General features: G+C 72.1%; 12 protein-coding genes. 9 read left to right on the top strand and 3 right to left on the bottom strand.

Annotation, left to right across the window (positions count from 1 at the left end; translation table 11 throughout):
* Nucleotides 1-953, bottom strand: a 953-nt coding sequence (locus tag AB0F81_RS32800; RefSeq protein ID WP_360203508.1) for an aminotransferase class I/II-fold pyridoxal phosphate-dependent enzyme, incomplete at its 3' end; no start/stop codon positions are given.
* Between the two features lie 86 nt (nt 954-1,039).
* Here AB0F81_RS32800 and bioB point away from each other — a divergent pair.
* Both bioB and AB0F81_RS32790 read left to right on the top strand, forming a co-directional pair.
* The gene (bioB, locus tag AB0F81_RS32795; protein WP_360203507.1) at nt 1,040-2,035 is read left to right on the top strand and encodes a biotin synthase BioB; all 996 of its coding nucleotides are present in this window, start codon (nt 1,040-1,042) and stop codon (nt 2,033-2,035) included.
* A complete protein-coding gene (locus AB0F81_RS32790) occupies nt 2,032-2,211 on the top strand; it encodes a hypothetical protein (protein ID WP_360203505.1) in 180 nt (59 codons plus the stop codon). Before bioB ends, AB0F81_RS32790 begins: the two co-directional genes overlap by 4 nt.
* A gap of 3 nt (nt 2,212-2,214) precedes the next feature.
* Here the strand turns inward: AB0F81_RS32790 and AB0F81_RS32785 are convergent, their stop codons facing one another.
* Both AB0F81_RS32785 and AB0F81_RS32780 read right to left on the bottom strand, forming a co-directional pair.
* Nucleotides 2,215-3,243 carry a GNAT family N-acetyltransferase gene (locus AB0F81_RS32785; RefSeq protein WP_360203504.1) on the bottom strand — a complete coding sequence of 343 codons (1,029 nt, stop codon included), beginning with the start codon at nt 3,241-3,243 and terminating at the stop codon, nt 2,215-2,217.
* An 86-nt stretch (nt 3,244-3,329) separates the two neighbouring features.
* Complete coding sequence (locus tag AB0F81_RS32780) at nt 3,330-4,046, bottom strand: amino acid-binding protein (RefSeq protein ID WP_360203502.1); 717 nt, start codon at nt 4,044-4,046, stop codon at nt 3,330-3,332.
* A gap of 240 nt (nt 4,047-4,286) precedes the next feature.
* Between AB0F81_RS32780 and AB0F81_RS32775 the strand changes: the two genes are divergently transcribed.
* The 7 genes from AB0F81_RS32775 to AB0F81_RS32745 all read left to right on the top strand — a co-directional run bounded on the left by AB0F81_RS32775 (nt 4,287) and on the right by AB0F81_RS32745 (nt 13,513).
* Nucleotides 4,287-4,994 (top strand): pyrimidine reductase family protein, encoded by a 708-nt coding sequence (locus tag AB0F81_RS32775; protein WP_360203501.1) that lies wholly within the window; start codon nt 4,287-4,289, stop codon nt 4,992-4,994.
* A gap of 91 nt (nt 4,995-5,085) precedes the next feature.
* Complete coding sequence (locus AB0F81_RS32770) at nt 5,086-6,870, top strand: ATP-binding protein (RefSeq protein WP_360203499.1); 1,785 nt, start codon at nt 5,086-5,088, stop codon at nt 6,868-6,870.
* Between the two features lie 9 nt (nt 6,871-6,879).
* Entirely contained in the window at nt 6,880-8,031 is a 1,152-nt protein-coding gene (locus tag AB0F81_RS32765; protein ID WP_360203498.1) for an exonuclease SbcCD subunit D, read from the top strand.
* Complete coding sequence (locus tag AB0F81_RS32760; protein WP_360203496.1) at nt 8,028-10,586, top strand: SMC family ATPase; 2,559 nt, start codon at nt 8,028-8,030, stop codon at nt 10,584-10,586. Before AB0F81_RS32765 ends, AB0F81_RS32760 begins: the two co-directional genes overlap by 4 nt.
* A complete protein-coding gene (locus AB0F81_RS32755; RefSeq protein ID WP_360203494.1) occupies nt 10,583-11,554 on the top strand; it encodes a hypothetical protein in 972 nt (323 codons plus the stop codon). The genes AB0F81_RS32760 and AB0F81_RS32755 overlap by 4 nt, the downstream gene beginning before the upstream one ends.
* 508 nt (nt 11,555-12,062) lie before the next feature.
* The gene (locus AB0F81_RS32750; protein WP_360203492.1) at nt 12,063-12,743 is read left to right on the top strand and encodes a sigma-70 family RNA polymerase sigma factor; all 681 of its coding nucleotides are present in this window, start codon (nt 12,063-12,065) and stop codon (nt 12,741-12,743) included.
* Nucleotides 12,740-13,513, top strand: coding sequence for a zf-HC2 domain-containing protein (locus AB0F81_RS32745; RefSeq protein WP_360203490.1), 774 nt, complete (start codon nt 12,740-12,742; stop codon nt 13,511-13,513). Before AB0F81_RS32750 ends, AB0F81_RS32745 begins: the two co-directional genes overlap by 4 nt.
* Nucleotides 13,514-13,632: the final 119 nt, after the last annotated feature.

The raw sequence follows: 13,632 nt of genomic DNA, 5'->3' as shown, positions 1-13,632 counted from the left end.
GGCGCCGGCACCGAGAGCACCCCGGCGGCCGGCTCGCGGACGTCGAAACCGGCCGACCGCAGCCGGGCGACGATCTCGGCGCCGCGCTGGACCAGCACCCGGCGGCGGTCGTCGGCGGCACGGGCGACCTCGATCGCGGCGAGCACGCCGGCGACCACGGCCGGCGGCGGCGCGGTGTCATAGATGAAGGTGCGGCCGGTGTCGACCAGATGCCGGACGAACAGCTCCGGGCCGGCGACCACGCCGCCGGCGCCGCCGAGCGACTTGGAGAGCGTCGCGGTGACCAGCACGTCGGGCCGGCCGGCGAGCCCGGCCGCCGCCACCCCGCCGGCGCCGGACGGGCCGAGCAGGCCGAGCGCGTGCGCGTCGTCGACGATCAGCAGCGCGCCCCGGGCCGAGGTCACCTCGTGCAGCTCGGCGAGCGGGGCGAGGTCGCCGTCGACGGAGAAGACCGACTCGGTCACCACGGCGGCGCGGCCGGGATGGGCGTCCAGGATCGCGGCGACCGCGGCCGGGTCGTTGTGCGGGGCCACGGTCACCGGCAGCCCGGAGATCCGGCAGCCGTCGATCAGCGAGGCGTGGTTGAACGCGTCGGAGACCACCAGATCGCAGACCGCGGCCACGCCCCGGACGACGGCGAGGTTTGCCAGATAGCCGGAGGAGAAGATCAGCGCGGCCTCCGCGCCGAGCCAGCCGGCCAGCGCGTCCTCGGCGGCGGCGTGCGCCCCGGTCGAGCCACGGACGAGACGGGAGCCGGTCGCGCCCAACCCGTACGCCTCGAGGGCCTGTCGTGCGGCGGAGATCACCCGTGGGTGATCGGAGAGGCCGAGGTAGTCGTTGCCCGCCAGATCGACGATCGGGTCGCCGGCGGCCCGCGGCCGCAACTGACGGGTGAGCCCCGCCTTGGCCCGGTCATGGGCCAGCCGGTCGAGCGCCTCCAACCAGTCCGCCAAGACACCCCCTCCAGATCACGAGAAGGGGAAACTACCACCCACCACCGACAGTCCCGGCGGCCGTGCGAACTCTGTAGGGTACGGGCATGCCAGAGATCCTCGACCGGGCCCGCACCCGGGTTCTTGATGCAGGTAGCGGACTCGACGAGGCGGAGATCCTGGAGATCCTGCGACTCCCCGACGAGGACCTGCCGGCGTTGTTGCAGCTCGCCCACGACGTGCGGATGAAGTGGTGCGGTCCCGAGGTCGAGGTCGAGGGCATCGTCTCGCTCAAGACCGGCGGCTGCCCGGAGGACTGTCACTTCTGCTCCCAGTCCGGTCTGTTCGCCTCGCCGGTGCGCGCCGTCTGGCTCGACATTCCCTCTCTCGTGGAGGCGGCGAAGCAGACCGCGGCCACCGGAGCGACCGAGTTCTGCATTGTGGCGGCGGTGCGCGGGCCGGACAAGCGGCTCATGGACCAGATGCGCGCCGGCGTCAAGGCGATCAAGGAAGCGGTGGACATCCAGGTCGCCGCGAGCCTCGGCATGCTCACCCAGGAGCAGGTCGACGAGCTGGTCGAGATGGGCGTGCACCGCTACAACCACAACCTGGAGACCTGCCGGTCCTACTTCGCCAACGTGGTGACCACGCACTCCTGGGAGGAGCGCTGGAGCACGCTGAAGATGGTCCGCGACTCCGGCATGGAGGTCTGCTGCGGCGGCATCCTCGGCCTCGGCGAGACCGTCGAGCAGCGCGCCGAGTTCGCCGCGCAGCTGGCCGAGCTGGACCCGCACGAGGTCCCGCTGAACTTCCTCAACCCCCGGCCGGGCACGCCGCTCAGCGACCGCCCGGTGGTCGAGGGCAAGGACGCGCTGCGCGCGATCGCCGCCTTCCGGCTGGCGATGCCCAGGACCATTCTTCGGTACGCGGGAGGCCGCGAGATCACGCTGGGTGATCTCGGCACCCGTGACGGCCTGCTCGGCGGCATCAACGCGGTGATCGTCGGTAACTACCTGACCACGCTGGGCCGCCCGGCCACCTCCGACCTGGAGCTGCTCCAGGAGCTGAAGATGCCGGTCAAGAGCCTGTCCGATGTTCTGTGATCACTGTGGCGTTCTGTGATCACTGTGGCGAACCCGGCAACCACCCGGCGTGTGCGGCCGCGCGGGAGCTGGAACCGCCCCGGTTCTGCCCGCACTGCCGCCGCCGGATGAAGGTGCAGGTGGTCCCCACCGGCTGGACCGCCACCTGCGTCGAGCACGGCACGACGCGGGGGTGACGGCTAGCCGGAGGTGGCCGGGGCGGTCGCTGTCGGCAGGGTCACACTGACCACCGAGCCGTCGCGCTCCACGGTCTCCGCGCCGAGTTGCCGCAGCACACGCAGCATCGCCGTGTTGTCGGCCGCGAGGTGTGCGATCAGCGCCGCCAACCCGGACCGCTCCGCGTGCACGCGCAGTCGCCGGAGCAGGGCCGAGCCCAGCCCGCGCCGCTGCCAGGAGTCGGCGACCAGGAGCGAGATCTCGCCGAGGTCGCCCTCGGCCAGCAGGCTCGCCATAGCCACCACGCGCCCGCCGGTGGCGACCGCCAGGAGGGTGACCCCGCGAGCCGGCTCCAGCATGCGGCGCAGCCGTGACTCGTCCGGGACGTTGCCGCTGAGGTAGCGCTGCCGCAGGGTCTCGGCGGAGCACTCCTCGTGCAGCTCGCGCACCGCGGCCTGGTCCTCCGCGCGGGCCGCGCGCAGGACCAGCTCGGTGCCGTCGGGCAGCAGCAGGGTGACCTGCTCGTGGTGCTGTCGCGACACCGTGGCGGCGACCTCGACCAGCGATTTCGCCCGGGCGAACTCCGCCGGGGTGAAGGCCGGCAGGGCCCGCAACACCTCGAAGGCCCCGCCGGCCGGGTCGGCCAGCGTCATCCGGCCGCCGTGGAAGCCGGGCAGATCGGCGGTGGCCGCCGGGCGCCAGCGCACCTCGGTCGCGTCGAGCAGGGCGGCCAGCGCCTCGCCCAGCGAATCCGGCTCGTGCACGACCCGGCCGGCCAGGGCGAGCGCCCGGGTCGGCTGGTCGGCCAGCGCCTGCGGGTCGGCCCGGGTCACGAACGCGTCGCGCCCGCGGCCTTTCAGCACCGCGGCCATGATGTCCGACTCGGTCAGCATGTCGGGCGCGTCGACCAGGAAGTCGTCGACCGCGCCCTCCTCGGTGGTGTGCACCTGGACGGCGAGGATGTTCACCGACTTCAGAGCGAGGCTCGCGGTCAGCACGGAGAGATAGCCGGGACGGTCGTCGACCGTGGCCCTGATTCGCCACAACGCCATTCGCGCACTCCTTTCCTCTCTCTCAAGAGTGCACTTCCGTTGTTGCGCAGGGATTGCTTGAGCTGCGGTTATGGGCGTTAGGACGGTCACATTCGGGTGGCCGAGGCGGGCACCGCGACGGTGTCCAGCCGCTCACCCAGGATCGTCGCGGCGGCGCGGACCAGCTGCGCGACCCGGTCCACCTCGGTCACGTGGAAGGCGGCGGCGGGCAGGTCGTCCTCGTCGGTGCGGGCGACCAGCAGGACCAGCCCGGCCCGGCCGAACGGGGCCACCGCGTAACGGGCGCCGCCGGGCTCGGCGAGCGGGCGGGCCCGCAGCGGGGTCACGTCGGGCAGCTGCAGGGGGGAGGGGGCGCGCCAGCTCGCGTACACCACCCGGGGCGGGTCGCCGGCCACGTTGCCGGAGCCGCTGCGGGCGGCCCAGTCGGCCGGGACCACGGCGGCCGCCGCCCAGTCCGCCGCGAGCAGCCCCGGGACGGCGTCGACCAGCGTGGCGAGACCGTCGACCGGGTTGGCCGCGACCTGGGCCAGCAGCTCGGCGTCGTGGCTGCCGTTGACCGGCGCGCCGATCGCCTTCCACACCCCGTCCACCTGCACGCCGGGGATCGCGGCGAGCCCGGCGAGGAGGCGTTCCACGCGGGACGCGCCCGGCCACACGACGGTGAAGTCGTCGACGGCCCGGCCACCGAGCCGTTCCAGCACCACCACCTGGACGATGTCCGCGCCGGCCACCCCGAGGGTGCGCGCGACCTGTCCGAGGGCGCCGGGACGGTCCGGCAGGGTGACTCGTACCCGCAGCAACATGAAACTCCTCCCGTCGCGGACGGCCGAAAGACGCCGCCCGGGTACCAGCCTGCCCAATTGCCGTTTCTGACTGGTTGCGCGGTCGTGTCCCGGTCGTCAAGCCCGCGCCGTTAGGGTCGGAGCCATGATTTGTCAGGCGTGCCGGGAGCGGCGGCACGACGAGTGCCGGGGCGGCTCGTGGTGCGACTGCCAGCACCGCGAGATCAAGCCGATTCCACCGGTCACCGGGCCGGCCGGCCCGTGACCACCCTGCACACCTGGCCGTCCGACGCCGACGGCCTGGCCCGGCTGTACCCGCGCCATCCGCACCCGGCGCTGCGCGTCAACTTCATCGCCAGCGCGGACGGCGCGGTCACCGTCGACGGCCTCTCCGCCGGCCTGCAGGGTCCGGGCGACAAGGAGATCTTCGATCTCCTGCGGGTCTCCTGCGACGCGCTGATCGTCGCCGCCGGCACGGTCCGGGCCGAGAAGTACGACGCTCTGCGCCCCGACCCGGCCTGGCGGCTGGCGCACGGCCTGCCCGAGTTCCCGCTCATGGTGATCATCTCCGGCTCGCTGGACCTCGACCCCGAGCAGCTGATCTTCGCGGACGCGCCGGTTCACCCGATCGTGTTCACCCACCGCCGGGCGCCCGACTCGCCGATCAGGGAGGTCGCCGAGGTGATCGCGGTCGGTGAGGACCGGGTGGACCTCGCGGCGGCGGTGCGGCACCTGCACGAGCGGGGCGCGACGCAGCTGCTCTGCGAGGGCGGCCCCGGCCTGCTGGGCTCGATGGTCGCCGAGGACCTGGTCGATGAGCTGTGCCTGACCGTCGCTCCGCTGCTGGTGGGCGGCGCGGCCGGCCGGATCGCGCAGGGCCCGCCGGCGCCGCCGCGCCGGATGTCGCTGCGGCACGCGCTCACCCGAGACGACATGCTGTTTCTGAGGTACGCGCGCGCCTCCACCTGATGATCAATATCTTGTGCATAACTCTGTGGATGGACCCCATAAGTTGTGGACAACGAAGCTGGCAGGCTTTTTGTCGTACACCTGAGGCAACATGATCGGCGTGTCTGACACTGAGTTGCCCCGCGGCGGAAAACTGAATGCAACCCCGGAGGAGTCCCCCGTCGGGCGGGTGCTCGGAACGGCGGATGCCACCCCGTTGCAGTTCTGGACGGCCGTGACCCCGGGCAGCTACCTGCAACTCGACGACGTCGTGGTGACCAAGCGCGACCTGCCGGACCGCGAGCCGGTGACGATCGCCGGGGTGGTGACCCAGGTGCGGGCCCGGCACGAGGGCGCCCAGTTCGACTCCGACGTCTTCGCCATCGCCGACGGCACGCTGCCCGCGATGGTCCAGGAGGCGGCGGAGATCACCACCACCCGGGTCGATCCGGAGCTCTATGTGCCGCCCGCCCCCGGCGCGGTCGTGCACCGGGCCTCCGGCGAGGCCCGCGACGCGGCGCTGCACTTCGACCGGATGGAGCGGCGGGTCCCGATGGGCACCGGCCGCGACGGGGTCCCGGTCTTCCTCAACGCCGACTTCCTCGACGGCACCCGGGGCGCCCACGTGTCGATCTCCGGCATCTCCGGCGTGGCCACCAAGACCAGTTTCGCCACGTTCCTGCTCTACTCGGTGTTCCGCTCCGGCCAGCTCGGGGCCGACGGCACCAACGCCCGCGCGCTGATCTTCAACGTGAAGGGCGAGGACCTGCTCTTCCTCGACCACCCGAACACGAAGCTCGACGAGTCCACCCGCGCGGCCTACAAGCTGCTCGACCTGCCCGCCGCCCCGTTCACCGACGTCCGGGTCTACGCGCCGCCGCGCCCGGGCGACTCCTCCGGCGCGCCGGATGTCAGCAGCCGCCTCACCGGCGTCGACTCGTTCTACTGGACGCTCGCCGAGTTCTGCGAGCTGAAGCTGCTGCCCTACGTGTTCGCCGACGCCGACGACGAGCGCCAGCAGTACACGATGGTGGTGCACTCGGTCACCGCCCACCTCAACCGGCACGCGGTCCCGGCCGAGGGCGGGATCAGCATCGACGGCCGCCGCATCGGGTCCTACCAGGATCTGGTCGATCACGTCGTCGAGCAGCTCACCGACGACGAGACCCGCTCCACCTGGGCCGGCAGCGCGGTCAACATGGGCACCGTCAACGCGTTCGCCCGGCGGCTGATCGGCAGCAAGCGTGACCTGTCCCGGCTGATCCGCGGCGACCTGGCCTCGCGCCGCCCGCACCAGATCAAGACCGCGGCCAGCGCCCAGGTCACCGTCGTCGACCTGCACAACCTGCCCGACCGGGCGCAGCGGTTCGTGGTCGGCGTGACGCTCAAGACCGAGTTCGAGGAGAAGGAGAAATCCGGCACCGGCCGGCCGCTGCTCTTCGTCGTCCTCGACGAGCTGAACAAGTACGCACCTCGCGAGGGCTCCTCGCCGATCAAGGAGGTGCTGCTCGACATCGCCGAGCGGGGCCGCTCGCTCGGGGTGATCCTGATCGGCGCCCAGCAGACGGCGAGCGAGGTGGAGCGGCGGATCGTCACCAACTCGGCGATCCGGGTTGTCGGCCGGCTCGACCCGGCCGAGGCCTCCCGCCCGGAATACGGCTTCCTGCCGCCGGCCATGCGCCAGCGGGCGCTGCTGGCCCGCCCGGGCACGATGTTCGTCAACCAGCCGGACATCCCGGTTCCGCTCTGTGTCGAGTTCCCGTTCCCGGCCTGGGCCACCCGCAAGTCGGAGTCCGGTCCGCCGCCCGCTGACTCGATGCGCTCGATCGTGCAGGGCGCCGACCCGTTCGCCGTGGTGGGCGGCGGCGGTAAATCCGACGACGACATCCCGTTCTAAGGTTCAGCGATGCGCATCCTGCACACCTCCGACTGGCACGTCGGAAAGGTACTCAAGGGACGAAACCGGTTCGAGGAGCACAAGCGGGTGCTCGCTCAGGTGATCGAGATCGCCCAGGCGGAGCGCCCCGACCTGGTGATCGTCGCCGGTGATCTCTATGACACCGCCGCCCCGACCGCGGACGCGACGCGGCTGGTCACCCGGGCGCTCTCGGCGTTGCGCAAGACCGGTGCGCGGGTGGTGGCGATCGGCGGCAACCACGACAACGGCGCCGCGCTGGACGCGCTCCGGCCGTGGGCCGACGCGGCCGGCATCGAGCTGCGCGGCTCGTTCCGCGACGACCCGCGGGATCTGCTGATCGAGGGCACCACCGAGGGCGGTGAGCGGTGGCGCCTGGTGGCCCTGCCGTTCCTCTCCCAGCGCTACGCGATCCGCGCCGCGGAGATGTACGAGTTGTCCGCCGCCGAGGCGAACCAGACCTACGCCGACCTGGTGGCCCGGCTGATCGCCAAGCTCAGCGAGCCGTTCGCCGAGCCGGGTGTGGTGAACCTGCTCACCGCCCACCTCACCATCGTCGGGGCGAGCACCGGCGGCGGCGAGCGCGAGGCGCACACCATCATGGGCTACGCGGTGCCGGCCACCGTCTTCCCGCAGAACGCGCACTACGTGGCGCTGGGCCACCTGCACCGCTCCCAGCAGGTGATCTCGCCCTGCCCGACGCGGTACTCGGGAAGTCCGCTCGCCGTCGACTTCGGCGAGGAGGAGAACGTCTGCTCGGTCGCGATCGTGGATGTCGCCGCCGACCAGGCCGCCCGGGTCCGGGACGTGCCGGTGACCTCGGCGATCACCCTGCGCACCGTGCGCGGCACGCTCGAGCAGCTGGCCAAGGTGAACCTTCCGGACGCGTGGCTGCGTGTCCTGGTCCGGGAGGTGCCCCGGCCGGGCCTCCGTGAGGACGTGCAGGATCTGCTGCCCAACGCGCTGGAGGTGCGCATCGACCCGGACATGCTGCCGAACCGGACCGGCGAGCGTTCGGCGGAACGGGCCGGCCGGTCCCCGCGCGAGCTCTTCGGCGACTACCTGGACAGTCGCGGCAACGCCGAGGAGGGCGTCCGCGAGCTCTTCGACGAGCTGTACGACGAGGTGAGCAGCAACCAATGAGGCCACTCAGGCTCGACATGTCGGGGTTCACGGTGTTCCGCGAGCCGACCACCGTGGACTTCACCGACGCCGACTACTTCGCCCTGGTCGGCCCGACCGGCTCCGGCAAGTCGACCGTGCTGGACGCGATCTGCTTCGCCCTCTACGGCACCGTGCCGCGCTGGGGCGGCGCCCGCGGGATCGGCAACGCGCTGGCCCCGTCGGCGGCCGAGGCGAAGGTGCGGCTCTGCTTCGAGTCGGCCGGCGACCGCTACATCGCCACCCGGGTGGTGCGCCGCGACGGCCGGGGCAACGTGAAGACGGCCGGCGCCGGCCTGCAGCTGATGCCGCCCGGTTTCGACGTCACGAAACTCGACACCGGCATGGACCTGGAGGACCTGGGTGAGGCGCTGGCCGGCACCCCGGCCGAGATGGACCGTGCGGTGCTGGAGGCGGTCGGCCTGCCCTACGAGCAGTTCACCAGCTGTGTGGTGCTGCCGCAGGGCCAGTTCGCCGACTTCCTGCACGCCAAGCCGGCCACCCGCCAGCAGATCCTGATCAACCTGCTCGGCCTGCACGTCTACGAGGAGGTGCAGGTCCGGGCGTCCGAGCGGGGCAAGACCGCGGAGGCCAAGCTCGGCGTGGTCGAGCAGCAGATGGGCGCGCTGGAGGACGCCACCGACGAGGCGGTCGAGGCGGCCGAGGCCCACCTGGAGCGGATGCGCGAGCTGACCCGCACGGTGGAAGCCGCGGTTCCGGGGCTGCGCACCGCCCGGGAGGCCGAGACGGCTGCCCTCGGCGCACGGGACACCGTGGATGCCGAGTTGGCGGCGCTGTCGTCCGTGCGTACCCCGGCGGGTCTGGCCGAGGCGACCGGCGCGATCGTCGCGGCTCGTGCCGCCGCCGAGCAGGCCTCGCGTGAGGTGCATGCCGCCGAGGAGGCGGAGGAGAAGGTCCGTGGCGAGCTCGCCGCGGCCGGCGACGCCGGGTCGCTGCGGTTGATGCTGGACCGGCACACCGAGCTGGCCCGCCTGGTCGAGCAGGAGGAGTGGTTCGCCGGCAAGGTCTCGGTCGCCGAGGTGGAGTACCGCGACGCGCTCTCCGCCGCCGAGCTGGCCCAGGCCGAGCACGCCGGCGCGCAGCAGTTGCTGGAGCAGGCCCGCCAGGACTACCGGGACGCTCAGCAGCGGGACCGGGCGGCCGCGCTGCGCGGGCATCTGGTCGCCGGGCACGCCTGCCCGGTCTGCGAGCAGCCGGTCACGGTCGTTCCGGAGGTGCCGCGCGAGTCGGCGGTGCGGCTGGCCGAGGCCGCGGGCAACGCGGCGCGCGAGGCGGCCGAGCAGGCCACCGCCCGCTGGCAGCAGCGCGACGCGGTGGCCCGCAACCTGGAGAGCGACCTGGAGCGCAAGCGCGGACAGTACGAGCATCATCTGTCCCGGCTCGCCGAGGTGCGCGCTGCCGTCGCCGGGCTGCCCCCGGTGGAGGCGGTGCAGGCGCGGCTGGCCGATCTCGGTGAGCTGCAGGGGCAGTTGGAGCGCGCGACCGCCGCGGTGCGCGCGGCGCGTGACGCGCATCGCCGTGCGCAGGCCGCGGTCCGCTCCGCGGAGGACGAGCAGCGTACGGCGTGGCGCCGGTTCGACGGGGTGCGTGACGGGCTGGCCCGGTTCGGCCCGCCGCCGGCCGACCGGGACGATCTCGCCGGGGCCTGGCAGGCGCTGGTCGACTGGGCCCGCGGCGAGCACGAGGCCCGGTTGACCGCCCGTGCCGAGGCCGAGTCGGCGGTCACCGCGGCGCACGACTCGACCGTCCGGGCCTACACAGCGATCGTCGCCCTCTTCACCGAGGCCGGGCTGAATCCGCCGGGCGGCCCGGCGCCGGGTGTCACCCGGCCGGGTGTCTCGGCCTCGCGCTCCGCCGAGCGGGGCGCCTCGGTGGCCGACGCCGAGGCCGGCCTGATCCGGGCGGCCGCGGTCACTGCCGAGCGGGCCGAGGCGGCCTGGCAGCGGCTGGTGGAGCGGCGCCAGCAGGCCCGGGAGGCGGCCGAGCAGCGTGACGCGCTGCTGCGCGAGAGCCGGGTGGCCAAGTCGCTCGCCGGTCACCTGCGGGCCAACAACTTCGAGCGCTGGCTCCTGGAGGAGGCCCTGGACCTGCTGGTCGACGGCGCCTCCCGGATCCTGCGCGAGCTCACCAACGGGCAGTACGAACTGATGCACACCAAGGGCGAGTTCTTCGTGGTGGACCACCACGACGCCGGCCTGCAGCGCGGGGTGCGCACGCTCTCCGGCGGCGAGACCTTCCAGGCGTCGCTGGCGCTGGCGCTGGCCCTCTCCGAGCAGCTGGCCGGGATGAGCACCACCGCCGCCAGCCTGGAGTCGATCGTGCTGGACGAGGGCTTCGGCACCCTGGACGCGGCCACCCTGGACGTGGTCGCCGCGACGCTGGAGAACCTGGCGGCCCGTGGTGACCGGATGGTCGGCCTGGTCACCCACGTACAGGCGCTGGCCGAGCGGGTGCCGGTGCGCTTCGAGGTGCACAAGGACGCACGGACCGCGCACGTCGAGAGGGTCGGCCTGTGACCAGGATGTTCGTCGACGCTTGGGACCCCTCCTACGGCTCGTCGTTCGAGGGCGGTGAGGGCGGTGACGGGCCGGCGTCGTCCAGCAGCGCGCAGGTCGACCTCGACGTGGAGGTGCCGGCCGCCGAGTGGGCGCCGATCGACGTCTCGCCCCGGGTGCGCGTCCCCGAGGTGGTCTTCCTCGTCGACGGGGTGCGCCGCAACGACGCGCAGGTCTGGACCGCCGAGGAGGACGGCACCTCCTATGCCGGCCTGGCCGCGTCCTATGCCGCGGGGGTGGTCCGCTGCGACCTCGCCCGCGGGGTGGCGAGCCTGGCGGCGGCCCGAGTCGCGAGAGGACTTTTTACCGCGAGTCCCTCCGTGTCGGACATTCAGACCGACTCGGTGCGTTATGAGGTGCACCGCGTAAGCGGCACCGGCGAGGCCAGCAAGCTGCCGGCCGCGGTGCAGGGGCCGCTGACCGCGCTGGAGATCGAGATCTCGGCGGCGGCCCGGGACGGCGGCTCGGACGGCGCCGACCTGCTGATCGTGGACGGTCCGCTGCGCAACCGGCGGCAGCTGCCCCGCACGATCGGCTATGTGAAGACCCAGCAGAAGCACTATCTGCCGGCCGCGCAGGAGGCGATCGTGCCCCGCCTGCGGCCCGGGCAGCGCACCCCGGTCTTCCATCTGGGGACGGTCTGGGGCGGCTGGTCGTGGTACCTGCGGTTGCCCGGCTCGTCCGGCGCGCCGTGGTCCGGCGTGGTGCGGGTGGAGTGCTCGCCGGATCTCACCGCGGATCAGGCGATCGAGCTGGCCGAGGTGTCCGGGGTCACACTGCCGCGGTTCGCCTCGTCGGCCTACAAGGACCCGCGCGCCCCGCAGAACCTGATGCCGATCGCCGGTCTGGAGCGGCGCCTGCGCGGGATGCTGGGCGACGCGCGGGTGTTGCACCGGGCGCTGATGCTGGCGACCGCCCGGACCCGCTGACCGGGCCGCCGGTGTGGGAACGATCCCAGAGAATGGCGAACGCTCCCACTGTCCGGGCAAGTTTCACGGAGCGTGGAAAAGCCCATCGAGGGACCCGGAAATTGGGAGCGCTCCCGGACGGGTGACGCCCGAAAGAGTCCGACTGGCACAAAGGCATCCCCCGAACGGTTCGGCCACCTCGCCATTCACCACACAATACTCACTGGTGGCGACGCTGCGGAAGCACTCGTTCACGCTCTGAGATCGCGCTCTCCCGCTAACGGGAGAATTATTCTCAGGGACATGTCTGAGGACGCTTGTCACTGAGTATTATTCCGCCTTACCTGGCGTCCGAATCGGCGTTGATCAATACGGAGGGTGATCCTCGACCGGTGCGCCTTCACGATCATGATCGCAGCGGAGGACCGTTGAGACCGAGTGCCCCGGAAAATCTCGGGCCGGCTTTGATCCCGGCCGGGCCCCCCAGCCGTACAACAGGCGACGGGGAAGGGTCCGGGCGGAGGTATCGATGCATGCGGTGGCCGAGTATCGGCTCGCGCCGGAGAGGGTGCGTGTGATGGCGCGGCAACACTCCGGTGGTAGGTGGCAGGCTCTCGACGGTGGTAACCACCGGGACGAGGGCACGGTGATCCCGCGGCAGGCGCCGCGGCACGAGGCCGCTCCGAACAGCAGCCCGAGCCACGAGGACACGCTGGTCAAGCTGCTCTACGAGGAGCACGCGGGACCGTTGCTGATGTTCGTGCTGCGGCTGACCGGCGGTGACCGGCAGCGCGCCGAGGACATCGTGCAGGAGACCCTGCTGCGGGCGTGGCGCAACGCGCACCGCCTCGGCGCCCAGGGTCAGCAGTCGCTGCGCCCGTGGCTGGTCACCGTCGCCCGCCGCATCGCCATCGACGAGCATCGGAGCGCCAACGCCCGGCCCGCCGAGACGTACGATCGGGAGTTGGAGAGCTTCCCGACGACGTCCGACGAGACCGACAAGGTGCTCCAGTCGATGACGGTGTCCGACGCGCTCCGCCAGTTGAGCCATTCGCACCGGGAGATCCTCATCGAGACGTACTTCCGTGGCCGTACCGTCCCGGAAGCGGCGGAGGCCCTGAACCTGCCGCTCGGCACGGCGAAGTCCCGGGTGTACTACGCCCTGCGTGCCCTGCGGACCGCTCTTCAGCAGCGGGGGGTGACGGAATGACACAGGAACAGCACTTCGACGTCGCGTCCTACGCGCTGGGTGTGCTCGACGACCACGACGCCTCCCGGTTCGAGGACCACCTGATCGACTGCCCGCAGTGCGCGTACGAGCTGGAGTCCTTCGTCCAGGTGGCCGACGTGCTGTCGACCGTCGACGCGGAGGCGCTGATCGCCGCCGAGCAGTCCGAGCGTGACGGCGCCGTGCTGAACAAGATGCTGCGCGAGGTCCGCGTCGAGCGGCACCGGGCGAACAGCCGCCGGCTCTACTCGCTGGCCGCCGCCGTGGTGATCTTCACCATGCTGTCGATCGGCGCGCTCTTCGCCGGCGGCCGCTGGCTCGGACCGGACGAGACGACGCCGGCCGGTCCGCAGGCCAACAACAGCAGCCAGCTCGACCCGCTGCCGGTCGGCGAGGGCGTGGCCATCGGTGGCACCAAGCTGCCCGGTGACCCGTTCAACGCGACCGATCCGCGCAGCGGTGTGGCGCTGGCCGTCGGCCTGGAGAAGAAGGACTGGGGCACCCAGGTGTCCTTCGCCGTCTCCAACGTCACCGGGCCGAAGCGCTGCGCCCTGTTCCTGGTCCGCCGGGACGGCACCTCGGAGCAGGTCTCCTCGTGGACCGTGGGCACGGACGGCTGGGGCACCTCCGCCAACCCGAAGCCGCTGCTGTTCCAGGCGATCACCTCGACGCCGCGCGAGGACATCGCGCACGTCCAGGTGCAGGAGATCACCGAGAACGGCCCGGGGGAGACCCTGGTTCGCGCTCCGTAACCGTACAAACACGAATAAGGCCCGTTCCGCTTCGGCGGCCGGGCCTTTTTCGCGTTCGGTGATCGTCTTATTACGTACGGGTGACCTCGGGGGTTCAAAGGAAAATTTAATGATTTGAT

It is taken from the genome of Actinoplanes sp. NPDC024001 (assembly GCF_040638955.1).
GTDB lineage: Bacteria > Actinomycetota > Actinomycetes > Mycobacteriales > Micromonosporaceae > Actinoplanes.
This window is presented reverse-complemented; position numbering and strand designations above follow the sequence as displayed.

Bases quoted from the DNA above. Each gene is read 5' to 3' on its own strand.
- bioB (WP_360203507.1), top strand. From the start codon at position 1,040: ATGCCAGAGATCCTCGACCGGGCCCGCACCCGGGTTCTTGATGCAGGT.
- AB0F81_RS32785 (WP_360203504.1), bottom strand. From the start codon at position 3,243: ATGGCGTTGTGGCGAATCAGGGCCACGGTCGACGACCGTCCCGGCTAT.
- AB0F81_RS32780 (WP_360203502.1), bottom strand. From the start codon at position 4,046: ATGTTGCTGCGGGTACGAGTCACCCTGCCGGACCGTCCCGGCGCCCTC.
- AB0F81_RS32770 (WP_360203499.1), top strand. From the start codon at position 5,086: ATGATCGGCGTGTCTGACACTGAGTTGCCCCGCGGCGGAAAACTGAAT.
- AB0F81_RS32765 (WP_360203498.1), top strand. From the start codon at position 6,880: ATGCGCATCCTGCACACCTCCGACTGGCACGTCGGAAAGGTACTCAAG.
- AB0F81_RS32760 (WP_360203496.1), top strand. From the start codon at position 8,028: ATGAGGCCACTCAGGCTCGACATGTCGGGGTTCACGGTGTTCCGCGAG.
- AB0F81_RS32750 (WP_360203492.1), top strand. From the start codon at position 12,063: ATGCATGCGGTGGCCGAGTATCGGCTCGCGCCGGAGAGGGTGCGTGTG.
- AB0F81_RS32745 (WP_360203490.1), top strand. From the start codon at position 12,740: ATGACACAGGAACAGCACTTCGACGTCGCGTCCTACGCGCTGGGTGTG.